This window comes from Amycolatopsis sp. NPDC000009 (assembly GCF_055563465.1).
In genome coordinates, this window is sequence record NZ_JBVHDI010000008.1 from 253,731 (window position 1) to 278,925 (window position 25,195).

The 25,195-nt window shown below is 67.2% G+C and carries 20 protein-coding genes; 11 read left to right on the forward strand and 9 right to left on the reverse strand.

The window, feature by feature from the left end; translation table 11 throughout:
• Positions 1–333: 333 nt before the first annotated feature.
• The 6 genes from ACZ3HL_RS23090 to ACZ3HL_RS23115 all read right to left on the reverse strand — a co-directional run bounded on the left by ACZ3HL_RS23090 (position 334) and on the right by ACZ3HL_RS23115 (position 9,155).
• A complete protein-coding gene (locus ACZ3HL_RS23090) occupies positions 334–729 on the reverse strand; it encodes a RidA family protein (RefSeq protein WP_465412583.1) in 396 nt (131 codons plus the stop codon).
• 345 nt (positions 730–1,074) lie between these two features.
• Complete coding sequence (locus ACZ3HL_RS23095; RefSeq protein WP_465533537.1) at positions 1,075–2,604, reverse strand: S8 family peptidase; 1,530 nt, start codon at positions 2,602–2,604, stop codon at positions 1,075–1,077.
• A gap of 27 nt (positions 2,605–2,631) precedes the next feature.
• A complete protein-coding gene (locus tag ACZ3HL_RS23100) occupies positions 2,632–4,092 on the reverse strand; it encodes a trypsin-like serine protease (RefSeq protein WP_465533539.1) in 1,461 nt (486 codons plus the stop codon).
• Positions 4,093–4,118: 26 nt separating this feature from the next.
• Positions 4,119–5,681, reverse strand: a complete 1,563-nt coding sequence (locus ACZ3HL_RS23105; RefSeq protein ID WP_465533541.1) for a S8 family peptidase — start codon at positions 5,679–5,681, stop codon at positions 4,119–4,121.
• Between the two features lie 292 nt (positions 5,682–5,973).
• On the reverse strand, positions 5,974–8,778 hold the full coding sequence (locus tag ACZ3HL_RS23110) for an AAA family ATPase (protein WP_465533543.1): 2,805 nt from the start codon (positions 8,776–8,778) through the stop codon (positions 5,974–5,976).
• Entirely contained in the window at positions 8,778–9,155 is a 378-nt protein-coding gene (locus ACZ3HL_RS23115) for a hypothetical protein (RefSeq protein WP_465533545.1), read from the reverse strand. Before ACZ3HL_RS23115 ends, ACZ3HL_RS23110 begins: the two co-directional genes overlap by 1 nt.
• 625 nt (positions 9,156–9,780) lie before the next feature.
• Here ACZ3HL_RS23115 and ACZ3HL_RS23120 point away from each other — a divergent pair.
• The 3 genes from ACZ3HL_RS23120 to ACZ3HL_RS23130 all read left to right on the forward strand — a co-directional run bounded on the left by ACZ3HL_RS23120 (position 9,781) and on the right by ACZ3HL_RS23130 (position 13,518).
• Positions 9,781–12,018, forward strand: coding sequence for an ATP-binding protein (locus ACZ3HL_RS23120; RefSeq protein ID WP_465533547.1), 2,238 nt, complete (start codon positions 9,781–9,783; stop codon positions 12,016–12,018).
• An 80-nt stretch (positions 12,019–12,098) separates the two neighbouring features.
• Positions 12,099–12,761 carry a cutinase family protein gene (locus ACZ3HL_RS23125; RefSeq protein WP_465533549.1) on the forward strand — a complete coding sequence of 221 codons (663 nt, stop codon included), beginning with the start codon at positions 12,099–12,101 and terminating at the stop codon, positions 12,759–12,761.
• Positions 12,762–13,020: 259 nt separating this feature from the next.
• Positions 13,021–13,518, forward strand: a complete 498-nt coding sequence (locus ACZ3HL_RS23130) for a hypothetical protein (protein ID WP_465533551.1) — start codon at positions 13,021–13,023, stop codon at positions 13,516–13,518.
• Between the two features lie 187 nt (positions 13,519–13,705).
• Here ACZ3HL_RS23130 and ACZ3HL_RS23135 read toward each other — a convergent pair whose 3' ends face one another.
• On the reverse strand, positions 13,706–14,218 hold the full coding sequence (locus ACZ3HL_RS23135) for a GNAT family protein (protein ID WP_465533552.1): 513 nt from the start codon (positions 14,216–14,218) through the stop codon (positions 13,706–13,708).
• 53 nt (positions 14,219–14,271) lie between these two features.
• Positions 14,272–15,297, reverse strand: a complete 1,026-nt coding sequence (locus ACZ3HL_RS23140; RefSeq protein WP_465533554.1) for a hypothetical protein — start codon at positions 15,295–15,297, stop codon at positions 14,272–14,274.
• Between the two features lie 598 nt (positions 15,298–15,895).
• Between ACZ3HL_RS23140 and ACZ3HL_RS23145 the strand changes: the two genes are divergently transcribed.
• The 8 genes from ACZ3HL_RS23145 to ACZ3HL_RS23180 are packed head-to-tail and all read left to right on the forward strand — an operon-like array spanning position 15,896 to position 24,047.
• On the forward strand, positions 15,896–17,503 hold the full coding sequence (locus tag ACZ3HL_RS23145; protein ID WP_465533556.1) for an AMP-binding protein: 1,608 nt from the start codon (positions 15,896–15,898) through the stop codon (positions 17,501–17,503).
• On the forward strand, positions 17,500–18,744 hold the full coding sequence (locus ACZ3HL_RS23150; protein WP_465533558.1) for an acyl-CoA dehydrogenase family protein: 1,245 nt from the start codon (positions 17,500–17,502) through the stop codon (positions 18,742–18,744). The genes ACZ3HL_RS23145 and ACZ3HL_RS23150 overlap by 4 nt, the downstream gene beginning before the upstream one ends.
• A gap of 20 nt (positions 18,745–18,764) precedes the next feature.
• A complete protein-coding gene (locus ACZ3HL_RS23155; RefSeq protein WP_465533560.1) occupies positions 18,765–19,508 on the forward strand; it encodes an enoyl-CoA hydratase/isomerase family protein in 744 nt (247 codons plus the stop codon).
• A gap of 18 nt (positions 19,509–19,526) precedes the next feature.
• A complete protein-coding gene (locus ACZ3HL_RS23160) occupies positions 19,527–20,471 on the forward strand; it encodes a VOC family protein (protein WP_465533562.1) in 945 nt (314 codons plus the stop codon).
• Between the two features lie 2 nt (positions 20,472–20,473).
• On the forward strand, positions 20,474–21,589 hold the full coding sequence (locus ACZ3HL_RS23165) for an acyl-CoA dehydrogenase family protein (RefSeq protein ID WP_465533564.1): 1,116 nt from the start codon (positions 20,474–20,476) through the stop codon (positions 21,587–21,589).
• A 24-nt stretch (positions 21,590–21,613) separates the two neighbouring features.
• Positions 21,614–22,408, forward strand: a complete 795-nt coding sequence (locus tag ACZ3HL_RS23170; RefSeq protein WP_465533566.1) for a formyltransferase family protein — start codon at positions 21,614–21,616, stop codon at positions 22,406–22,408.
• Positions 22,409–22,422: 14 nt separating this feature from the next.
• Positions 22,423–23,322, forward strand: coding sequence for a TauD/TfdA dioxygenase family protein (locus ACZ3HL_RS23175; protein ID WP_465533568.1), 900 nt, complete (start codon positions 22,423–22,425; stop codon positions 23,320–23,322).
• Positions 23,319–24,047, forward strand: a complete 729-nt coding sequence (locus ACZ3HL_RS23180) for a maleate cis-trans isomerase family protein (protein WP_465533570.1) — start codon at positions 23,319–23,321, stop codon at positions 24,045–24,047. Before ACZ3HL_RS23175 ends, ACZ3HL_RS23180 begins: the two co-directional genes overlap by 4 nt.
• 182 nt (positions 24,048–24,229) lie before the next feature.
• Here the strand turns inward: ACZ3HL_RS23180 and ACZ3HL_RS23185 are convergent, their stop codons facing one another.
• The gene (locus ACZ3HL_RS23185; RefSeq protein ID WP_465412562.1) at positions 24,230–24,985 is read right to left on the reverse strand and encodes a sulfite exporter TauE/SafE family protein; all 756 of its coding nucleotides are present in this window, start codon (positions 24,983–24,985) and stop codon (positions 24,230–24,232) included.
• Between the last annotated feature and the right edge of the window lie 210 nt (positions 24,986–25,195).

Consider the following 25,195-nt stretch of genomic DNA (forward strand, 5'->3'; position numbering starts at 1 on the left):
GGAAGACGGACGATGGATGAGCGCCCGCCGCCCCAGCCGCGGAGCGCGAGACCGCCAGAACCCTCCAGAGATGTGGGCATGGTCCCCCGAACCTTGTCCCGTACTGGTTCTTCCTACGACGACGCGGTTCACGGCAGTTCGTGTGGGTTCAAGTGAGCATCCGCAGGCCGGCGGCGGCGAGCGGCGCGACGGCGGTGCCGGCAAGCTCCGGCACGATCGGCGGACAACTACACCGCGCGTACCTGTCACCAAGCCGCCTCATCGGAAAGGTCATGTCGGTCCGGCACAGATCAGGACCTACAAGATCCAGGAAACACGCCCTGATGGTGAAGGCTATGGGCGGACGGCGACGGCGTCCACTTCGAAGAGCATGTCCGGCAAGGCCAGCGCCGCGACGCCGAGAAGTGTCTGCGTGGGTGGCCGCCCACCCCAGATCCGCCCGATGAGCGTACCGATGGTCTCGAGCTTGGCGGCGTCATGTCCGACGACGTACGTCCGAAGCTGCACGACGTGACTGAAGTCGAGCCCGACCTCCTCCAGCGCGATCCTCACGTTCTCCAGCGACTGTGTGACCTGGTCGGTGAAGTCGCCCGACGTGACGTGACCGTCGGCATCGGATGCGTACTGGCCGGCGATGAAGACGAGTTCACCGGCTGTGGTGGCGATGTGGCTGTAGCCGAATCGCACCGGGTCGTGCAGCCCGGACGGGTTGATGATGTCGTGCGCCATGAGTACGTCCTCCACCGAATTCCGACCTACTTCGGGGTAGGTCGCCGGCTGTCCGTGGCAACGAGCAACAGCGCCGTGCCGCGTGACACCCCCGCCCATCTCCATGATGCTGGATGCGACATACCCAGAAGGCGAGAACAACCCGCCGGCCATCCGTATTCCACTGGATGGCCGAGAGGGCTCGTACGCCGGTGACGCGGTCGGTGGCGCAGGCGATCGCTTATCCGGCACCGCCGTCGACAGAAGCACCTCACTGCCTTGCCCCGACGCGGAAAGCCTGGTGGGCCACCGTCCTTGCGATGACCCACCAGGCTTCGTCCCGCGGCCGGTGACCGCGGTGGCCGGTCAGAAGGTGACCGTGAACCCGTCGATCGAACCGGTGTCGAACTTGTAGACGTCCTGCGCGCTCAGCTTCCAGGTGCCGTTGGCGTTCTCCCCGGAGGCGTCGACCGTGTACGTCTCGTGGACACCGCCCGCGGAACCGACCCCGCCGGAACTCTTCAGCCGGTAGGCCTTGCCGCTCGGCCCGATCAGGTCGAGCACCAAGTCACCCGTGTAGGTGTGGCTGATGTCGACCTTCACCGGCAGCGACGAAGACGCCCTGCCGTCGCAACCCTCCTGCGTCAGCGAACTCGTCACCGCGGCGCCGGCGTCCGGAATCGCCACCGGGGTGGTGTTCGACTTCGCCCCGCACGTCGGCACCGGACCGCCGCCCCCGATGAACGACACGTTCAGCAGCTTGTTCAGCGAACCGCTGCCCGGATTCTTGACGACCCCGTCGGAAGCGTTGTTCACCAAGGCGTCGCGCACCTGCTTCGGCGTCGCGGACGGGTTCGCCGCCAGGTAGAGCGCGGCCGCGCCGACGACGTGCGGCGTCGCCATCGAGGTCCCGCTCATTCCCGCCGTCCCACCGCTGCTCGGGCTCAGCGACGTGATATTGCTACCCGGCGCGAAGATGTCCGTGCAGGGACCGTAGTTGGAGAAGCCGGACCGGTTGTCGCTGGAGTCCGTGGCGTTCACCGTGATGGCTTCCGGCACCCGGGCGGGACTCGTGTTGCACGCGTCGGTCGACGCGTTGCCCGCCGCGACACCATAGACCACGCCCGACGCGATGGACCGCTTGACCGCGTCGTCACCCACACCTGGCGCGTCCATGGTGAGACTCATGTTCGCCACGGCCGGCTTCACCGCGTTGGCCGTCACCCAGTCGACCGCGTCGATGATGCCCGAATCGGGGCCGGAGTTGTTGCAACCCAGCACCTTCAGCCCGACGATCTTGACCTTCTTCGCCACTCCGTAGGTCTTGCTGCCGATCGTACCGGCGGTGTGGCTGCCATGGCCGTGGCAGTCCTTGCCGTCACCACCCATGAAGTCCTTGCCGAGACTGGCTCTGCCTTCGTACTCGGGGTTGTCGGGATTGATGCCGCTGTCGAGGTCGTACGCGGTGACCCCCTCACCCTTGTTGTTGTAGGTGTACTTCTTGTCCAACGGCAGAGCTTTCTGGTCGACACGGTCCAGGCCCCACGTCGGGTTCGTCTGCGTGTCCGCGCCGCGGGCCGTACCGTCCTGGTAGACGGCCTTGACCGACGGGTCCGCCGCGAGCCGCCGCGCCTGCTTCTCGGTCATCTTCTTGACCGAGAAGCCGTTCAGTGCCGCGGACCAGGTGGACCGCACCTCGCCGCCGAAGCGTTCGGTCAGCGACGACGCCGACGCCTGCGCGGTCGCGACACCGTCCTTCAGCACGACGATGTACTGGTCGCCGTAGTGCTGTTTCGCCTGCACCACGACACCTTCGGCTTCGGCCGCGACGGCGTTTCCGATGCCCAGCGCCAGCAAGGGGGTCAGCGCGCCCAAAGTCAGCAGTAACTTACGCATGGATGATCACCTCAGGATTCTGGGAGGTCACTGGACGGTGAGCGTGTACGTGGCGGTCGAGATCTTGCCGGTACCGTCTTTCGCGGTGACGGTGATCGGGTAGGTGCCCGCCCGGTAGGGGGCGTAGATCCGCATCTCGGAACTGCCGCCGCTGGAGATGTTCTGCGGGGTGAAGAACGGGGCGATGGGCAGGCCCTGTCCCGAGGCCGAAAGAGCGATGGTGCCGCTGCCGCCGGTCGCGGAAACCATCGCGCTCAGGAATCCCGAGGCGCGAACGGTGCCCGACGCCGGGTTCACCGTCACCTTGAGGTCACCCGGCTGGCTTCCGCCCTTCCCGACGGTCAGCGTCAGCGTGGTGGTCACGGTGTCGGTCGTTCCCTTGCCGGAGACGGTGATCGTGTAGTCCTTCTCCGGGGTGTTCGCGGCGGTCTCGATCGTCAGTTTCGCGGTGTCACCGGAGTTGATGGACGACGGCTGGAAGGTCGCCTTGGCGCCGTCCGGCAGCCCGGACGCGGTGAGCGCGACGCTCTCGCTGCCGTTCTTGCCCGGCTTGCTCGTGATCGACGTCGAGATGTACTTGCCGGGGTCGGCCTTCACCGAGCCGGGCGAAGCCGCGAGGGTGAACTTGTCGGTGCTGGGCACCTCACCGATCTGCTGCTTGACCCAGTCGCCCATCTCGTTGTTGAGCCTGCTGTAGACGCTGTACCACCGGAAGTCGCTGCGGCTCCACGACGTGATGCCGACGACGACGCCGTTCACGATGAACGGGCCACCGCTGTCACCGGGAAGGACGGTCTTGCGGCCGTCGGAGTACCCGGCGCAGATCATCGTCTTGGGGTCGACGCCGTTCTCCACCCCGGTGCACTGGTTCGCGGGGACGATCGGCAGCGTCAGCTTCTGCAGCGTGACGTCGGCGGGGCTGTCGTTGTGGGTCTTCTTGCCGTAGCCCAGGCTGAAACCGTCCTTGCCCGGCGCCTCGAGGCCGGTGTCGGCGGAGGTGGCGACCTTCGCGTAACCGCCGGCGGGGACGGGGATGTCGGCGTCGGTGGTGATGATCGCGACGTCGTAGCCGTACCAGGGCTGGGTGAACTTCGGGTGGACCTTGTAGTCGACGGCCTTGAGCTGCGTGCCGCCGGCGCTCACCAGATCGTCGAGTCCATAGAGGACGGACTTCTCCCCGGCCAGTTCCTTGCAGTGCGCCGCGACCATCACCTTGCGGGGCGCCACGACGGAACCGCTGCAGCTCTGCCCCTTCGGCCGGGGACCGCCTTCACGCAGTGCCGCGATGGCGAAGGGATAGTCCTTCACCGAAGCGGGCACGCCGCCGATGCCCTGGGCGTGGGCGCCGTCGGGAATCGGGGCGGCATCGGTGGGAGCGATCGCCGAAGCGGTCGATTGGGGTGCCGCCCCGGCGGTTCCGCCGGCCACGGGGATCGACAGCGCCGCCACACCCAGTGCCAGCAGTCCGAGAACTCTTTTCCTTCTCACGGTGTTTCCTTTCAGCAGGGAGGAAATCAGAAGGTCAGGGCAAAGCTGTCGAGTACGCCGGTGTCGAACCGGTAGACGTCCTGGACACGCAACTTCCAGGCGCCGGAACGGTTCTCGCCCGAGGTGTCGACGGTGTAGGTCTTGAAGAGGTCGATGGTGCTGGCGCCGCCCGCCTGCTCGAGGTTGACGACCTTGCCGCTCGGCGTGATGAGGTCGATCTTGAGATCGCCCGTGTACGGGTGTTTGATCGCCACGGCCACCGAAGTGCCGGAGGTTCCCTTCGCGTCACAGGAACCGATGGTCACGGTGCTGACCACGGCTTCACCGGCGTCCGGGATCGCGACGTCGTCGCCGTTGGTGCCGCCCGCGCAGGACGGCGGGTTGGGCGTGCCTCCGCCGAGGAAACCGGTGTACAGCAGCTTGTTCGGCGATCCCTTGGCATCGGAGATCTTGCCGGGCGTGGTGTTGTCGAGAAGCGCCTTGGTGACCTGCGCCGGGGTGGCCGACGGGTTCTCGGTCAGGTAGAGCGCCGCCGCGCCCGCGACGTGCGGGGTGGCCATCGACGTACCGCTCATCTGCTGTGTACCGCCGCCATTGCGGGTGGAGGTGATGTTGCTGCCCGGTCCGAACAGGTCTGTGCAGGTGCCGTAGTTCGACGACTGGGACGAGTTGAAGATCGACCGCCTGTCCTGCGCGTCGCTCGCCGCGACCGTGATCGCCTCCGGCGTCCGAGCCGGCGAGACGTTGCAGGCGTCCTGCCCCTCGTTGCCCGCGGCGACCGTGACGGTGATCCCGGCCTGGACCGCGCCCCGCACCGCTTGGTCCACAGTGGACGTCGCGCCGCCGCCGAGGCTCATCGTGAGCACCGCGGGCTTCTTGGCGTTCTTGGTGACCCAGTCGATACCGGACACGATCGTCGACCACGGCGCGCTGGAATTGCAGCCGAGTACACGGACGGCGACGATCTTCACGCCCTTCGCGACGCCGTAGGTCGTGCTGCCGACGGTGCCCGCGACGTGCGTGCCGTGGCCATGACAGTCCGACGCGTCGCCGTCATTGTCGACGAAGTCGTAGCCGCTGCTCGCGCGCCCGCCGAACTCGCTCTGCCGATAGTCGGTCCCGGTGTCGAGGACGTAGACGGTGGCACCGTCGCCCTTGTTGGCGTAGCCGTACTTCTTGTCCAGCGGCAGATCTTTCTGGTCGATCCGGTCCAGTCCCCAGGTGGGATCGTTCTGGACGTCGGTCGCGTACGCGATGCCGTCCGGCTCGACCGAGGCGACCGCGGGATCCGCGGCGAGCCGCTCGGCCTGCGCTTCGGTCATCCGGCTCGCGAAACCGCGCAGTGCGGCGTTGTAGGTGCGGGTGACCTGCCCGCCGTAACCGGCTGCCAGTGCCTGGACGTTCGTGGTGGTGGCCTGTCCCGCCTTGAGAGTGACCAGGTAGGCGCCGGGTATCGTCGTAGGCCCCCCTTTCAGGATCGCTTGGCTCCCCGCCGACGCGGTGGCGGGAAGTCCGAGTGCGGTGCCGGAAAGGGCAAGGGCGAGACCGGCGACCACGGCGGCCCTTCGAGTGCGGAAACGTTCAGCCATCGGCATACTCCTCTGGAGCGGGGAAAGACAGGGAGAGAGACGAACGTGATCGCGACCACGTTGCGACAACTGTGAAATCTCAAGCCAGGGGAAACAATAGTGGTCCTCCCGCACCGGCTACTCAATTAAATAGCGCGAAGTCCTGACCAGGGGTTTTCTTCAGGAAAACAGCTACAACGCCGATCGCGGAAAAATATTCGGTACAGTAGCGAAAACAGATGCGGGAACCCACTTATTGGCGCGAGCACACAAATGCGGACCCGATTCTGCGATCATCGGTTGAGCGGCGCGGTCAGGCTGTCGTCGAGTCGTGTGGAAGGGAGAGCCGGGTGCGCAGCAATTCCTCGCTCAACACCGCACGCGAAGGCAGATCGAGTTTGCTCAGCGCCCGGCCGATATGGGTCTCGACCGTGCGCGCCGACAGGAAGAGCCGTTCCGCGATCTGGCGGTTGGTGAGATTTCGCGCCGCGAGGAGCACGACTTCACGCTCGCGGGGTGACAGAGCCTGGCCGTAGCCTCGGCGCCCACGCCGCGGGGTGCGGGGGTCCTCGCGGCGGACCAGGACCCGGCGGCACCGCTGAGCGTCCACAAGGGCCCCGAGCGCACGATAGGTCGTCTCGGCCGAGGTGAACGCACCCAGGAGTCGCTCCTGGTCATCGAGTTGAAGATGGCATTCACCGGCGAGTTCGTCCGCGCCCGCGGCGGCGTAAGGGCGCGGCAGGGCGTGATATGCCTTGGCCGCCTGGCTGAACAGTTCGGCGGCTTCGGCTGGCCGGGCGCGGGCGAGCAAGCCCTGGCAGAGTATCTCCGCGGCGTGCGCCAGTGGTGCGTCGCGACCGGCGATGCCTTGCCGGTACTCGGCCACAAGCTCCCGGGCGGCGCCGGCCTCCTGCCGGTCGAGCATGATCCGCACGGCCAAGGGCATCAGCTCCGCCGCCCAGACCCAGTTGTTCTTACGGCGCAGACTGTCCAAACCGAAATCGGCGAGCCGCCATGCCGCGGCGAGATCCTTTCCCGCGAGCAGCACCGCCACTCGCCCGGCGAACGCGGACGCCTGCAGCGGCGCGCTTCCACCGGCGAGGGCGAAAGCGGCGTCGAAATTACTCAGTGCCGACGCCCGATGCCCCAGCTCGAAATCGCGCCAGCCGAGTGCGAGCAACGGTTCCGCGGCGAGCGAGCTTTCGTGGCCGACCCGGTCGGCCAGGCGACGGGCATCGGTCTCCACCTGTGCCCACGCTCCGGTCGCGACATCGATCCGGAGACTGGCTCCGTCAGCCAGAGCTTCCAGATACGGCTGGTGCTCATCCAGGATCAGGCGGCGCGCCGTCGCGAGGTACGTCCGGGCGACCGGGTAGTGACCGTTCCACGCGGCCGCGTCGGCGAGATTGATGTAGGTCCGGCTGACCTGCCGTCGCACGTCCGCCGACGACGGCGAGGCCAGGAGGGCGCCGACGTCCTGCCAGACTCCGGGATCGGCCACCTGCATCCGGCTGGACATCCGGTTCGCGGCCACCGCGGCGAGCACCTCGACGTCGCGGATACCCTTGCTCGCCTGTTCTGCTTGGTCGAGCCAGCGCAGGTTCTCCTCGACCGGCACCGCTCCGACATGGGGTAGTGCCAGCGTGGCCAGGCCGCGGGCGAGCAGGGCACGCTTGCCGGAGAGGTCGCTGAGTGCGAGTTCGATCTCCGCACGCCCGGCGTCCACCTGCCCGGCCTGGTTGATCAGCACCCTGCCGAGGTTGAGCCGGATCTCGCCCCGTGCCGTCCTGGTCAGCGACCAGTCGCGCAGCGCGGTGCGGAGCAGCTGAACCGTGCCCTCGTCGACCAGGCCATGCACCATCTCCCTGCTGAGCCGGACGGCGAACTTCTCTCTCTCCGCCCGCGGTAGTCCTGGGCCCTCGATTACCGCCGCGAGCAACCGGACGGCGTCGTCCGGGCTTCCCTCCGCCATCGCGCTGTCGACGGCGACGGAGGTCCATCGGACCCACTCCGCCAGTTCACCCGCCTCGCGATGGTGATGAGCGATCCGTGCCGCGGCCGGTTCCGTACCGGCGGCGAGCAGCCTGGCGGCGCGCGTGTGCGACAGGCATCGACGCGGTCCCGGAATCGATTCGTACACGGTGTCGGCCAGCAACGGACTGCGGACTCTGTACCGGTCCTGCCCCAAATCCAGCAGGAATCCGGCATCCAGTGCGCACATCAAGGCTTCGACGATTCCGTCGTCGCCCACACCGGACACCTCCGCGAGCGCGCGGCTTCCCGACGGATGCCCCAGCACCGCCGCCGCTTCGACGAGCGACGCGCAGCCGGGCGAGGTCTCCGCGAGCCGCGCGGCCACCGACGTGGCCCAGGCCGACGGGAGAACGGACTCCGCGAGCTTCATCGCGGACCGCTCGTCCGCGACCTCCGCGATCGCCTTGACTACCGCGCCGACCGCGCCGGCGACTCCGCCGGTCCGCCGGTGGATCCGCTCGGCGAGTTCACGCGACCCCACCATCTCGGCGACATGCTCGATCTCCAGCGGCTCCAGAGTGAAATGTGCGGTCACCCCCGACCGGGGAGGCCACCAGGTGGCCCCGGGCACGGGTTGCCGCCGACCTGGCACCGAACTGGTCACCACAGCCAGGCGTGGTGAAGGGCAGGCCGCCAGATAGCGCAGGAGATCGCGCGTCTCCTCGTCGGCGTCGTGGACGTCGTCGACGAGGAGGACGGTGCGCTCGTGCAGCGTCAGCAGTTCACGCAACGCCCTGAAGACCAACGCACGCGGCGAACCGGCCGGCTCCAGGGGCGGCGGCAACAGGGCCTCGAGTTCCGGTAGCAGTGGCCGGAGACAGCCCGCGAGGGGTGACAGCATCGCGGCCGATGCGGCCCACTCGACGGTAGCTGCCTTCAGGGCCTCGAGTACCGGCCCGAACGGGACGGGATCGGCCAGTCGCGCGCAACGCGCCTCGATCACGATGGAGTCCTGGCGCTCGTGACTGCCGAGCCTGCCGAGCAACGTCGTCCGCCCGGCGCCGGGTTCACCCTCGACCACGACAAAGGCGGCAGGCCGGTCGACCTCCTTGACCACCTCGGGCCACTCCGGACGGCTCGTCATCAATGTGGCCGGGCAAGGTCGACAAGACAGTCGAACAGAACCTCCGCCGCGTCACGCACCGCATGCGAGGTGGCGTCGAACGTTCCGATGGCTCCGGAGAGCTGCTCCCAGGCAGGCCTGCCCACCGCCCGGGCGATCACGGCCCTGACCGCGGCCGGTTCGCCGGGCAGCGAGCGCAACGCATCCCCTCCCCTGCTGAGCCCGCTACCCGGCGCGAGTGCGTCGAGGCACCGCGCGAGCACCTCGCCGATGAGCCGGAGCGCCACCGGACGTGAGGAACCCCGTAGGTACGGGGCGACGTCCGGCATGGTGGCCATCCGGTGCGCCACACCCGCCACCATGCGCTCCCTGACCAGGTGCAATTCGAGAGGGGACACCACAGTCTCCTGGACTCGCTTCGACACGGTCTTCCCTTCGGCAGGCAGTCCCCTACACCTTCTACCCGGACAATGGCACTGACCAGAAGAAAGGCAATAAGTAAGGGCCCTGAGCAATCCGGGTTTGGTCGCCGGCGAGGTGACAGTGCAACCACGCGGTCACCGCGCCCACCAGCCGGTAGCGAGTCTCCCCCTGCCGGACGTGCGTGATGCCCTTTGGCCGGCCGGACACGATCGAGGACACATCCAATCGACCTGCCCCTCGACGCCACGGTGACCACACCGAACGGCACTCGTGTCACCCTCGAATCCATGACGGACGAGGCCGCCGTTGTCCGGATCGAAGAAGCCCCCGCACCGCCGGGCGCTGTTCCCCCGCCGCCCCGCGGACCTGTTGGTGGTACTTCTGCTGGTGAGGCCGAAGAACCCGGTCCGCCGAGAGGTTGTTCGCGCCACCTGTTCCGATATGCGGAGACGACCCGGACCGGGCTAGGCTCGGCTCCCGACCGGTTGGTGAGGCAGGGAACGGGTGAATTCGTCGGCGGAGCCCGCGGCATCACGGGGAGTCGTATCGTTGGTCCATCGGACCAGCTACATCGGCCGTGAGCGCTTGACGAGGCAGGCCGTGGCATCGCTGGACACCAGCCCGGTGATCACGTTGACCGGCGCGGGTGGGGTGGGCAAGACGCGGCTGGCCGCGGCGGTGGCCGATACCGTCGGCGGGAAATACCCCGATGGAGTGACGCTCGTCGAGCTGGCGGAGGTCCAGGACGACGGCCTCGTACCCAACGTAGTGGCCGAGCGGCTCGGGTTGTACGACCAGTCCGCGCGCCCGCAGCTGGAGGTGGTCGCCGGCTTCCTGCGATCCCGGCGGCTCTTGCTCGTGTTGGACAACTGCGAGCACGTCCTGGAGGCCGTCGCCGGTTTCGTCACCGCGCTCGTCGCTGCTTGCCCGGAATTGAGCGTGCTCACGACGAGCCGTCAATCCCTGGGAATCCTAGGAGAGCAGGTACTGGTGGTACCTCCGTTGTCGGTACCGGACGCCGAAGCGGCCAGTACCGCGGCCGAACTGGAGGCCTACGAAGCCCCGCGGTTGTTCGCCGATCGGGCGCGCGCCGTAATGCCCGCCTTCGAGATCGGTGACGGGAACTTCCGGGACATCGCCACGATCTGCCGCGGATTGGACGGACTGCCGTTGGCCATCGAACTGGCCGCGGTACGACTTCGCGTGCTGTCGGTGTCGCAGCTCCGTATCCGTCTGGCCGATCCGCTGGCCTTGCTGTCACGGGGACGCCGAGGCGGCCCGGCCCGGCACCGGACCCTGCGCGCGATGATCGACTGGAGCTACGCGCTGTGTTCTGAATCCGAGCAGCGTGTCCTGGCCCGCGCTTCGACGTTTTCCAGAGGGTTCGCGCTGGCTGCCGCGGAACGGGTCTGCGCGGGCGACGGGGTCCTGGCCAAGGACGTACTCGACCTGGTGCACGGGCTGATCGACAAGTCCCTGCTGACCGCGGAGGAGGTCGGGGGCGAGCTCCGGTACGGCATGCTGGAGACGCTGCGCGAATACGGCGCCGAGCGGCTGGCCGAGACGGGCGAAACGGAACGCGTGGCCCGCCTGCACCGCGATTGGTGCGCCGACCTCACGGCTCGTTACGCGGCTGCCTGGATCGGGCCGGACCAGGTCGCCTGGCTACGGCGGATCTCCCTCGAACACGCCAATCTCCGCGCCGCGCTCGAGCGGTGCGCCGCCTCGCCGGACGAGGCGGTCGTCGGTCTGCGGATGATCAATCAGCTCGACGTGTACTGGTCCGCACGCGGACTGCTCAACGAAGCGCACCGATGGCTGGACAGGCTGATGGCCGCCGCGCCGCCCGAGACCCCGGAGTGGCCGCAAAGTCTTCTGCTCCGCACGTGGTACTCCGTCCTTCGTGGCGACGCCGACGCCGCGAAGGACGACGTGCGCATCAGCCGGGAACTGGCCGCGCGGACCGGCGGTGAGGTCACCGCCGCATACGCCGAAGCGATACGGGCGACCGCGGTCCTCTACTTCGGCACCGAGCCCGTCGACTGGTTGGGCTCGGTCAGGGAGGTGTTCGGGCGGCATGGGCTACCCGCGGCCGAAGCGTACGCCGAATTCCATCACCGGCACGCGACCGCGTTCGACGGCGATCTCGAAACGGCCAGGGAGCGGTTCGCCGCGAGCATCGCGGCCGCGGAGGCTACCGGCGAGCTCTACTGGCGGTCCTGGGACTGGTGGGCGTTGAGCGTGACGGAGGAGCTCCACGGTGACCCGGACGCCTCCGAGCGGGCCGCGCTGGAATCGTTCCGCTTGCAGCAGGTCCTGGGCAACCGATCGGCCGAACCCCATACCGTGGTCGCGCTCGGGTGCGCGGTCACCCACCGCGGCGACTGGGTCCGCGCGGCGACCCTGTTCGGCATCGGCAGCACGATGTGGGCGGCCATCGGCACCGATCCGCGGCATTTCGGCAGGTTCACCGCCCACAACGTCGAGGTGGCGGCACGGGTCGTCGAGACCCTGGGCCTCGACAAGGTCAAGCAGCACTACCGGTTCGGCAAGTCCCTTTCCCACCAGGACGCCGTGCGCTACGTGCTGGAGGGGTCGGCGGCTACGACGGCGAGGGCGTCGAACGGCCCCCTGAGCACGCGGGAATCCGAGGTCGCCGAACTGGTCACGCGTGGGCTGACCAATCGGCAGATCGCCGCCGAGCTGTTCATCTCGCCGCGGACCGCCGACACACACCTCAGCCACATCTACACCAAGCTCGGCGTCGGCTCACGCGCCGAACTCGCGGCCTGGGTGGTGCGCCGCGCCGATACGCATATCGGAGATCCGAATACGTAGTTTCCCGGATGGAGCCGGCCAGCCCGATCGTCCAGGCTCGAAGATCGTCAGGCAGGGCGACTTCAAAGGAGAAGACGATCATGAGCGCACGAAGGAGCCGGTTGACGGCGGTGCTCGGGCTGGCCATCGGTGCCGTGGCCGTGGTGGCGCCCACGGCCACGGCCACGCCGTCGGCGACGGCTTGCCCGGATCTGGACGTGGTCTTCGCTCGCGGGACCACGGAGATCCCCGGCCCCGGCGTCGTCGGCAAGCCTCTGATCCCAGCCGTTCAGCGGGCTCTTCCCGGCAAGTCGGTCAGCTCGTACGCCGTCGATTACGCGGCCTCGATCGACCAGAGCAGCGCGGGGCCCGGTGCCACCGACATGACGCGCCACGTCGTCCGCCTGGCGGCGGCCTGCCCGGGCACGAAGTTCGTGCTCGGCGGCCTGTCGCAGGGTGCCAGCGTCACCGACATCGCCATCGGCGTGAAAAGCGGCCTGGGTTCCGGTGAGACCGTTCCGGCCGGCCTCGCCGACCGTGTGGTGGCGGTCGTGGTCTTCGGCAACCCCCTCGGCGGTCTGTTCCGGCAGACGATCAAGGACACCAGCCCCGTTTACGGGCCGAAAGCGCTCGAAATCTGCAACCTCGGCGACCTCGTCTGCGGCGGACTCGGGACTCGCGGACCTGGTTTCGGGCATTTGTCCTACTCGTTCGACGGAAGCGTCGAGATGGCGGCAGGGTTCATCGGCCACAACTACCGCTGATCCGGAAAGGCTCGCACCTCCGAATGGACGCAAGCGCGTCAAGCTGATCATCCGTGTCGTGGAGCCGGATGCGGCTCCGAACGCTCCGTGTTCGACCGCATGGAGCAAGTCCCTGCCCTGCTCCAGACGAGGATGCCGAGCGGAGCCGGCCGAATGTTTTCCCTCCGGGGAAAAGAGGTGGTGAGCACGTCAGCCACCCTCGATCCTCTTGCCAGCGCCATACAGCGCGGTCACCAGTAGTCGATCGAGGGGAATCGCAATGAAAAACAGACTTCGGATGATGGTCCTCGCGGGCACCGTGGGGATGGCAACCTTGGCCTTCGCGGCGCCGGGGGTCGCCGCGGAGCCACAGAACTCGGGCGTGCCCACCGACGTCGTGATCGGGCAACCGGTGTCGGCCGCCGAAGCCGCCGCCCTCGACGTCTCGATCCAGGCCGACAAGCACGGCTGCAGCGGCAACGAGGCGTCGAACAACACCTACGTCCACGTCTGCTTCGTACGCAACGGCGACAAGATCTTCGTGAAGGACGACGAGGCGAACAGCCGTTCGGCCGTGGGAGCGCTCCGCTTCAAGGACGGAGGCACGTGGAAGACGCGTGGCTGCCTCAACCCGCACTCGCACGCCAGCGGTATCTGGGTGTACTGCAGCTTCTCCGAGGCCGATGAGAACACCACGGCCCACTACCAGGGGTTCGACGTGAACAGCAGTGGCACGGCTGACCACCACACCCGGTGGCATTCCGAGTCGACCAGCTGACGGGCCAGGCACACGGGGGACGGCCGGTCCCGCGAGGAGACCGGCCGTCTTTCACCCGTTCTGTGCGGACAGGTACGGGTGAGCCGTCGCGGTCGGTGCTCAGGCACAGCGAGCAGACCGTCTCGCCTGCCGCGGAGGCCGCCATGTCCGGCCGTTCGTAGAACCGGCCCCCGGTGATGGTCGCCGATCAACCGTCCATCCGGGCCGCCGGCGCTTCGCGCATCGCGAACCTGTAAAGCATCTTCGCACCACGACGGGACCCGACATCGCTGTCCGAGAACAGTTCGGTCACCTCGAGTTCGACGGCCTGATCCCCGGCGATCCTGCGCATGATCGCGGCCAGGACGTGGTCGTCGACCCCGACCGCCACCTCGAAGTACCGCACCCCGTCGCTCCGGACCCGCAGTGCCATGTCCGCCACCATCGCGTACGCCAAGTCCTCGGGAGCGGGACCTCGCCGGACGGCGGCCTGCCACACGAAACAGCTGGAGGAGTCGCGGGGTTTGACGTAGCCGAGCAGGAAACCGGCCAGTCCGGTCCTGTCGACGGCGACCAAGGACGTGGAAGCGAAATCCCGGCAAACGCGGACATAGGTGCCGGGCGGCTCGGCTTCCGTCCCTTCCGAGCGGCACGCGAGTTCGTACATCGAGGCCGCGTCGAGCACATCGGGTCTTCTGAGCACAAGGTCTGTCGTTCTCACGGCTGATTCCCGCACCACAACCCCCATTCGGTGATCGACTCCATGGACAGGTGTCAGTCTCCGATACCCCGCAGTACCGTCAGCGCGCCGGCGGCGGAACTGTCGACCTCGGTCTCGACTTCGGCGAGTTCATGGAGCGCGGCGCACGCCGCCGACACACGGGGCACCTCACGCGAACGACTCGCGGCGGATCGGAGAAGATACGGCAACCGCGACCATCGACGGGCCGCGGTACGCAGCACTCGACGTTGACACGCCCTCGTCGTCCCGAATCGAAGTTGCTCTCCGAGAAATCGGCAACGAAACAAATGGTGTTGCGCAGCGGTCCAGCAGCCGTGCAGTACGCCGGGATCGGAGGCGAGAACGGGTTCACGGGAAATCCGGTCCGCGAGACGATCCAACGCCGACGCACTGTCGTCGTTCCAGCGGTCCGACGATTCCACGATCGCGGCAGCCGAGCGTCTTCGGACAACAAGGTACCGCGTTCCGGCAGGCACCGGCGTCGCATATCCGAAGGCCATCACGGTGCGAAGACGATTCGGCGCGGAGCCACGATGAGGGACGGCCATAAGCTCCGCAAGGTCGCCTTCCCGGATCCAGTCGCGGAAAGGCGCGTCGGAACCTTCAGCGCCCGCCTCGACGAAACGATCCTCAACGTGCCAACTATGACCGTCGAGACCGTCGATGAGCAGGAATCCGGCTTCCGCGTCCGGTCGGCGCCACTCCCTTGGCCGGCGTCCCACCACCAGTGCACAACCATGCCGTTCGATTTCACGTGACAGAATCCGGCGAACCTGGGCGAAATCGGTGCAGCCGCCGTAAAGAAGCCGGGAACCGTCACCGAGGCGGTTGAGCGGGCAGTTGTGATGCGAAACCATGACGAGACCGTCGGCTCTACGCAGGTCCATATCGAACCTGATCGACGCCGCGAGCCTGCCTACCCGGTCAGTACTGCCGCAATGATCCAGATAGGCGGCGATATTGGCGGTGTAACGACTCAAACCTGCTTCTGCCGCCGGGCCAACCATCGACAACCTTCCGAACGCGAACGACTCGGCGGGCGACACGATTATCGTCACACCGGCCGAACATCGACTCGTCGCTATTCTGCCGCGCAGCGTATTCCCTTGCTGCGAATTGAGTCTGGCTCTCGCCGAGCATAGTGCACATCATGGGATGACCCATCCGCTGACCGGGTGACGACCGGCACTCGAACCCGCCTCAATTCTACGAATATCGTAGCCGCTACGACGATCATTGCGAGCACCCGAATAGAAGCTCGAATTTCGTTACCGATTTCCGTCCCGGCTTCCATAAGCGTAGCGCGGTAAGCGCTTGCGGCCGATTCGACGACGAGGACTCGCCCGGACCGGCCGCTGCCCGGCGTGATCGGCAGAACCCTCGAATGGCGGATGTACAGCGCCACCATTCGAGCGCAAGCCTGGAGTCGGCGACAGGAAATCGCCGGTTCGCAACGGCAAGTCGTCACGTCAGGACAAGTCCCTTGTGGACCAAGAAGATCTGTCCGGCAATGACAGGGCCGCCCACGTTCCCCTGGTGGCGCCATGCCCCTTGAGAACTCGGTCCGACCGGTCTCCTTTCCCGAGCCGGCGGCGGCGGTCGACGTAGCTGTGCCACCGATCGGTGGCGTTCGGAGACGTGATGCCCGAAGGATCCGTGGAAGAACTGATACTGGGAAGAATTCTCGAACAGCGCGCCGAGTCGCATCGGCACGAGCCGTTCCTGGAATTTCGTGACGTCACCTTCACTTTCGGCGAGGTGGACACCCGGACGAACCGGCTCGCGCAGGGACTGGCGGCGACCGGCGTAGGGGCAGGCGACCACGTCGCCGTGATGCTGCCCAACTGCCCGGAGATCGTGTTCGCCATCTTCGCGCTGGCCAAACTCGGAGCCGTCGCGGTACCGGTCAACACGGCCTATCGCGGTGACCTGCTGAGACACGTTCTCACGAGTTCCGAATGCTCTTCGGTCATCATCGATCAGCCACTCGCGAGCCGTCTTCCCACGGCTCCGGAACTCCTGCCGGATCTCCGCCGGGTGATCGTGCGCACCGAGCCGGGAGCCGGTCCTCCCGATGTCCGCACCTTCTGGGACACGACCACCCTGGCCGACCTCATGGTGCACCAGGACGTCCGTCCCGATCACGCCGCCTGCTTCTCCGATCTTCTGGCGATCATGTACACGTCGGGATCTACGGGTCCGTCCAAAGGCGCGCTGGTTCCGCACGCACTGGCACTGGCATGCGCGCAGGACGTCACGGACTTCGTGAACCCGGACGGCGAGAAGATCTATTGCCCGCTGCCACTGTTCCACGCGGCCGGCCTGTGGGACGGCATGATGTCGGCACTGCTGACCGGCGGGACGATCGCCGTCGTCGAACGTTTCAGCGCCTCTCGGTTCTGGGACGACGTGCGTCATTTCGACGCCAAGGTGGCCATCTCGGTGTTCTCGATGCTGCCCATCCTGCTCAACCGGCCGCCTACGCCACGAGACAGAGAACATCCGCTGAAGGTCTTCTACACCGGGAAGTCCGCTCTGGACGCGAAGTTCCACGAACGCTTCGGCGTCCGTTCGGTCGAGGCGTACACCAGCACCGAAGCGGGTGTGCCGATCGCGAGCCCGTTCGGCCGGTGGCGCACCGGATCGTGCGGGGTGGTCAACTCCAGACGCTTCGAAGCGGCAGTGGTCGACGACAGAGACCGGCCGCTGCCACCGGGTTCCGCCGGCGAACTGGTCCTGCGTCCCAAGCAGCCCTACGTCCTGACGGGCGGCTACTACGGACGGTTCGACGCCACCGCGCGCGCCTTCCGCAACATGTGGTTCCACACCGGTGATCGGGTCAGGCAGGACGATGACGGCTATTTCTATTTCCTGGACCGCATGGCCGACGCGATCCGGCGCCGGGGAGAGAACATCTCCGCGTTCGACATCGAATCGCAGGTGAACTCGCACCCCGCCGTCCAGGAGTGCGCCGTCTTCGGGGTTCCTTCGGACCTCGGCGAAGACGAGGTGAAGATCGCGGTCGTTCTCCGGCAGGACTCCGCACTGACCCATGAGGAGCTGCTGACCTACTGCCGGGAGAAGCTGCCGGGCTTCATGGTGCCCCGCTATGTCGAGTTCGTTCACGCGTTGCCCCGCACGGCGACCGACAAGGTGGCGAAGCACGAACTGCGGGCCGCCGGCGATCACGGGATCACACCATCCACTTGGGACAGTCGCGAACTCGCCCACGTGCCGGAACCGGCGACGGAAGGGGTCGGATGAACTGGGACGACTCCCCCGGGCAAGCCGCGTTCCGCGAAGAGGTACGGCGATTCGTCCGAGACCGCTTTCCGGACTCCTATCACCCCGATCCGGCCGCCGAGCAAGGTCTCGAACCAGAGGATGTCCGGGGGTACGACTGGATGGCCGACCGGCGCAGCGCGGATCCGGCCCGGGCCCGCGGAGCCCGCGAGTGGGCCTCCGCGCTGGCCGCGCGCGGCTGGATCGCGCCGCGCTGGCGCCGGGAGTACGGCGGAGCGGAGATGTCGGCGTCCGAGGAGTTCGTGCTCTACGAGGAGCTGATGCGAGCAGGTGTACCGGCGGTCAACGGGCTCGGCGTCTTCCTGCTCGGGCCGACACTGCTCGCACACGGCACGCCCGAGCAGCGGGCCACGCATCTGCCGCCGACCGCTCGGGGCGAGCGGACCTGGGCGCAGGGATTCTCCGAGCCGGAAGCCGGATCCGATCTCGCGGGCCTGCGCACCCGCGCGGTGCGGGAGGGCGGGCACTACGTGGTCGACGGGCAAAAGGTGTGGACCTCGCTGGGACAGCACGCCGACTGGTTGTTCGTCCTGGTCCGCACCGGTGACGACGCCGGGGCACCGCGCCACCGCGGCATCACCTTCCTGCTGATCGATGTGAAGACCCCGGGAATCACCATCCGCCCGATCACCGACATCCGGGGCGCGCGTCCCTATTCGGAGATCTTCTTCGAAGGTGTCCGCGTCCCCGTGGCCAACAGGGTGGGCGAAGAGAACCGGGGTTGGTACGTCGCCATGGACACCCTGAGTTTCGAACGCGCGGGTATCGGCGCGACGGTCAAGCTGGAGCAGGATCTCAAGCGCCTCGTCGAGTTTCTCAGGTCCCCGTGCGGGACCGCCTACCTGCGGCCGGAGTGGAGGCACGGCGCACGGGCCGCGGTGGCGCGTCGCTACGTCGAGATCAGAGCGCTGTACAACATCGCACGCAGTTCGGCGTCACCATCAGCCGCCGTCCCTGGCTACGAGGCCTCGGTCAACCAGGTGTTCGGCGCCGAACTGCAGCAACGGCTGGCGAGGACCGGAACCCGGGTCTTCGGCGGCCACAGCGTGCTGCGGCGCGGGGAGGCGGGCCGATCCGCACCACTCGACGGCGCCTTCACCCGCCTGCGGCTCGACGCGATCGCCTCCACTTTCCTCGGCGGCACTTCGGAGATCCAGCGCAACGTCATCGCGACCAGGGGCCTCGGGCTACCCAGGGGCTGAGCAGACGCGAGGAGGATTCGATGTACGACGGACTGAATGTGACGGTCAAGGATCGAGTGTGCTGGATCACCCTCGACAGGCCGGACAAGCTCAACGCGGTGACCCCGGAAATGATTCACGCCCTGCACCGGGTTTTCACCGAGATCGACGAAGACCCGGACGTCTGCGTGGCCGTACTGCGTGGTGCGGGCGACCGGGCGTTCTGCGCCGGGATGGACCTCCGATGGTCCGAATCACTGACGAACGCCGATCGCGTGGAGCAGGGCAGGCTCGGCTCCAGGACCTTCGCGATGATGGACCGGCTGTCGATCCCGGTGTTCGCGGCCGTGCACGGTTACGTCCTCGGCGGCGGTCTCGAGCTGGCGCTCGCCGCCGACTTCATCGTCGCCCACGAGGACGCGAAGCTGGGCTTGGTCGAGATCACCTTGTCGGCAAGGCCGCCGTTCCGGCCGAAGATGACCGAGGACGGCGACCCCGATCAGCCCGAAGCCGGCGGCAATGCTCCGGGATGGGGCGGCGTGAAACGACTGCCGGCACGGGTCGGACGGGCGCGCGCCAAGCAGATGCTGTTCACCGGGATCCGGTTGGACGCCCGGCGCGCGTTCGAGTGGGGACTGGTGAACGAACTGTTCCCGGCAGCGGATTTCGACTCCGAGGTCGCCGCGCTCGCCGAACGGATCGCCGCGATGAACCGGTACAACCTGCGCCTGGTCAAGGAACTGGTGACCGGCGGCTACGACTGGATCGAACCACACCCTGTCTGACTCCCGGAGGAGGGACCCGTGCTCCGTATCTATCGGATCGCCCATATCGCGGTGGTCACGCACGATCTGGCCGGGCAGACCGCGCTGATGACGAACGTCTTCGGCTTCCGGCCCCTGCGCACTTGGGACAACCGTCGTGACGGCGTCCGGGGTGTGAGCATGGCGGTGCCCGGCGCGCACGGCCAGTACTGGGTCGTTCTCGCCCCGTCCGGCCAGGACTCACCACTCCGGGTATGGCTCGACGAACACGGCGGCCGCGGCGGGCTGCACCACGTGGGAGCGGAAGTGCCGGATCTCGATGAGGCCGTGCTGGAACTGGAGCGGCACGGTTTGAAGATCACCGATTCGATACCGGGCCGGTGGGTGGAGGCCTCGCTGTCCCCACCACGTCACGAACCCGGTGTCCTGTGGCGCCTGCGCGGTCCGGGTCAGCCGGCGATGGTCGGCGACGACGAGACCACGGCGATCCCCTCGGCCGACACCGAGGGACCGGCGCTCGGCATCGTGGGCATCGACCACATCTGCCAGGCCTTTCACGACCGCGACGAGCTGGCGGACTGGTACGAGGAGCTGGCAGGCTTCGTCCAGGTCTGGCGGACACCCGACGACGAGATCCCGGACATGGCCGACCTGGTGCTCAACATCCCCGGCTCCACGATCTGCTGGGAGGTGATCACCGGTCGTGGCGAAGATTCCTTTGTGGACAGATTCCTGGCGCGGAACGGACCCGCGGCGCACCACGTGACCTTCGAGGTCTCCGATTGGGATGACGCCATGGCCGCCTGCGACGCGCATCGAGTGCCGACGTTCGGGCTCGACGAAGGTGTGAAGGACGGCGCCGCTTGGAAACACACCTTCATCCATCCCAAACACACAGGTGGTGTGCTCGTTCAGCTCTTCTGGGAAGCGGAGCCGGGAGTCTGGGCCCGTTCGGACAAGATTCCGCCTGCCAGGAAGAAGTGATCATGGACCTCACCCTGACCCCCGAGCAGGAGCTCATCCGAACCACCGCCAGGGAAGTGCTACGGGCGAAGACCGCGATGGCGGGAGCCCGCGCCGTCCGGTCCGGTGACGGCTTCTCCTCCGGGCTGTGGAAGGACATGATCGAACTCGGCTGGCCGGGACTGTCCATACCGGAAGCATTCGACGGCGTCGGCGAAGGGTTCTTGGAGAGTTGCCTGCTGTTCGAGGAACTGGGCGCCGTACAGGTTCCGAGCCCGCTGCTGACCACGACGGCCTGCGCCGGGATGCCGATCGACCGCTTCGGCACGGCGGGGCAACGATCGTCCTGGCTCACCCGGCTGGCCTCCGGCGGGCAAGTGACCTATGCGCCGGCCGCGGTCGGCACGGGTTCGATCGTCACCGCGGTCGCCGACACGGACCACTTCACCTTGAGCGGGACCGCCGATCTCGTCCCCTTCGCCGCGACGGCCGACGGATTCCTGGTGATCGCACGAACCGGTACGGGCTCGACGGCGTTCCTGGTCGATATCGCGCAGACGACGGGGATCACCGCGGACAGGCAGCCGGCCATCGGGCCGACCCCGTACTTCCGGGTCCGGTTCGAAGCTGCCCCGGTCCCCGCCGACGCCATGCTGGGACGAGCCGGGGGCGGACACGAGGTTCTCGAAACCGCCGAGGCGTTCGGCGCCGCCGCGACCTGCGCGGAGATGGTCGGCGGCGCGCGGCGCGTACTCGACATGACCGTCGAATACGCCTGTCAGCGCCATCAGTTCGGCAAGCCGATCGGGACCTTCCAAGCGGTGCAGCACCACTGCGCGAACATCGCCATCGACGTGCTGACAGCGAGATTCATCGCCTACGAGGCGATCTGGGGCCTCTCGTCCTCCCCTGCCCTCACCGACGACGTGGCGCTGACCGTCGCCTCCGCCAAAAGTTGGGTGAGCGACGCGTATCAGCGAGTATGCGCGCTGGGACATCAGGTGCACGGAGCCGTCGGCTTCACCGCCGAGCACGACCTGCACCTCTACCTCCTCCATGCGACGAGTTCGGCCCTCGCGTTCGGCGACGCCGACACTCACCTGGACCGCGTGGCGGACGCGCTCGGTCTGCCGCACTGACCGAATCCGACCGGGAGAACCGAGATGGGAGTTCTGAACGTGGATCACTCACGGCCGTTCAAGGTCCGCGACTTCTCGTCGCACGAAGACCTGCGCTTCGCCTATCTGAATCTCAAAGCTCATCCTCGTGGGGAAATGATGCTGAACCGGCTCGTCGAAGCCGGCTTCGTTCCCAGCCTGATCATCGAAGAAGACTCCCTGCTCGCCGAGAAGGGCCGCGTCTCCCAGCTTCGGAAGTTACGGCAGGCTGTCGGATTCGTCCCACCCAAGCCGACAGCGCAGCTCTGCGCCGAACACCGCATCGAACACGTGACGGTGGACGACCACAACAACGCGGCCACGCGCGAGGCGCTGCTCGAAGCGAACCTCGATCTCGGTGTACTCGGCGACACCCGGATCCTGCGGACCCCGGTGATGGACGCCGTACCGGGCGGGATCGTCAACGTCCATCCTGGACGGTTACCCGACGTCCGAGGCAACAACCCGTACATCTGGGCCGTCATCCACGGCCTGCCTCAGGGCGTCAGCGCCCACCTCATCGACGCGGGAGTCGATCTCGGCCCCCTGATCCTCGTCCACGATATGGATCCACCCCTGGTCGCCACGTTGCCCCAGCTGCTTCTCCAGATCAACGAGGCGTGCGGTGACGTCGTTGTGGCCGCCCTCGACCGGCTGGTCCGGGGCGAGGCGACCTTGACCGACCAACCGCGTGGCGGCGGGCCGGCCTTCCGTGAGGCCCGCCCGGAAATCTGGGCTCTCGCGGAGAAGATGCTGTCGGAGAAGGCCGAAGAACACGCTGCCGCGGCCCACGCCTACTGAGGGATGTGAAACTCGTGAACACCCGCAATGGAACACAGCTCCGCTTCGAGCCGCTGGACGCGCCGCTCGGCGCCCGCGTCGTCGGTCTCGACATCCGGGAGGTGCCGAGCGAGAGCGTCTCCGAACGGATACGGGCCGGTCTGGAGGAGTTCGGGGTACTTCTCGTCCAGGATCAGGAGATAACGCCGGATGAGCAGGTCCGGTTCTGTCGCGCCTTCGGCGAGCTCGATCTCCCCCCTCGCTTCGAAGACCGGCAGGCCGGGAACCCGGAGATCTTCGTCATCGGCAACCCCTCCGAAAAGGCCGTCCTGTTCGCCCCCGACGACGAGAACGGCGAATCGGACGCACGACAACTCGAGTGGCACGCGGATCATTCCCAGTACGCGGCACCGACCTGGATCAGCATGATGTACGGCGTCAAGGTCCCACCCGAAGGTGGTGACACCCTGTTCGCCTGCACGTACTCCTCCTATGAGGCGCTGGACGAGGTGACGAAGAAGCAGTTCGACGACGTGGTACTCCTGCACTCGGTCCGCGGAGTGAACGATTTCCTTCGCGAGCTGGGCAAACCCGAGATCATCAGCGCGGCGGAGCTGGAGCTTGAAAGGGAGCCGCCGCAACGTTGGCCCCTCGTCCGCACACACCCCCGAAGCGGGCGGAAAGCGCTCTACTTCGGCGCGCGAATGTGTGTCGGCGCGGTCGGCATGGACGAGCGGGAGGGTCGCGAACTCATCCGCACGGTGACCGAACACGCGTGCCGTCCGCAATTCGTCTATCGGCACAAATGGCGCCAGGGCGACGCCGTCCTCTGGGACAACCGGCGGGTGGTCCACGCCGCCACGAACTTCGACACCAAGAGGTACAAGCGGGTCATCCACCGAACCACCGTGAAGGAGGACATGCCGATCCGATGACCCGGATACGAACACGCACCGACTGGGCCGACGAAGACTTCGACGACACTCGGCCCGCCGGCACCGCGGGCTTGCTGGCACTCGCCACCGACGTCAACATCGAAGACGACCTTCGAGGGCTTCTCCCGTCCGCCATCAGGTTGTGCACGACACGGATGTCGAACACGAATCCGATCACGGCGGAGACCCTGCGTCAGACGGCGGACAGGATCACCCCGGCCGCCGCGGGCATCCTGCCGGGTCAGGATCTCGACGTCCTGGTCTACGGGTGCACGGCCGGGGCCGCCGTCATCGGCGACGACACGGTCGAGCGGCTTCTCCTGGCCGCGAAACCCGGTGCCAGATGCCTTTCCCCGGTGAGCGCCGCCGCTGCCTCGTTGCGGCACCTGGGGATCAGGCGCCTGTCGATCCTCACGCCCAACGTCCGGCCACTCAACGAAGCCATCGCGGATTATTTCGCGAACGAGGATTTCGACGTCGACAACATCACCGGTTTCGAACTCCGGCAGGATCCCGACATCACGCGCGTACCGCCGTCGGCGATCGTGGACGCGGCCCGCGAAACCTGCACAGCGAGCGCCGACGGGCTGCTGATCTGCTGCACCTCGCTCCGGGTGACACCGGTGATCGGGAAGATCGAGAGCATGATCGGCCGCCCGGTGGTCACCAGTAACCAGGCCCTCGCGTGGGCGATCGCCGACGCGCTCGGCCAGCGCCTTAACTGAGGCGGGCCGGTCAGAACGCGATGTCGCTTGGCCGGGCTCGGGCCTTCGCTGAGCGCTTCAGGGGGTCGTGTTCTGGTGCCGGTGCCGCTGTCGGGCCGCGTCCCTCACCGTGTGGATTTCGGGACATCAGATGTCCCGAAATCCACACACCCCGAACTGATGGACAAAGGTGGCCGATGGAGTCAGAACGCGTCGAGGCCCAGCTTGATCGCGAGCCCGACACCCGCCAGCGCGATACCGATCCGCAGCAGGTCGGTGGGCAATCGGCGTGCCACCACTGGGCCGAGCCAAGAACCGGCGAGCAGACCGATACTCAGCGGGAGCACCAGCGTCCAGTCCACCGGGCCGAACAACGCGAAACCGACCGCGGCGACCACGTCCGCCACGACCATCAGCACGTTCTTCAGCGCGTTGGCGCGAAGCAACGTCTCGCGCATGGTCGCGAGCAGCACGGCCAGCACCATCACCCCGGCCGCCGCGGCGAAATAGCCGCTGTACACCGAAACCGCGAACACGCCGCCGAAGGCGAGCCATCCGTGGCGATGCCCGGAACGCTCGTCCCCGGCGGTCTCCGTGGTCCGCCGTCGTATCAGGATCAGTATCGAGGCGCCACCGACGAGGAACGGCACGACCTTCTCGAAGAGACTGGGCGGGGTGAGCAGGACCAGCGCCGCGCCCGCCGCGCTGCCCAGCACACAGACCAGCGCGAGCCGCAGCAGGACCCGGCCCTGCCCGGACAACTCTTCGCGAGAACTGTGTACGGCGCCGATACTGCCGATGGCCAGCGAAATCGTATTCGTCACATTCGCGGACACCGGCGAAAGACCTGCGGCCAGCAACGCGGGATAAGAAAACAGCGACGCCAGTCCGGCGATCGTCCCGGACAGGCCTGCGGCGAATCCCGCACCCACGAGCAGAGCGAACACTTGGAGCGTCACGACTTCAGGCTAACAGCGACGATCAAGGGAAGCGACCCGCCGCTCACCATCCACGATGACTAAATCGGAACTCGCCGATTTCGAAATCGTGTCGAGCAATCATCGGAACTCTCGGCTTCCCGAACTAATGGACAACGGTGGTGTGACGGGTCTGGCTGACGTGCGTGGGTGAGCGACGATTCGGGTGCGCGGGCGTCCTCGTCGACTTCG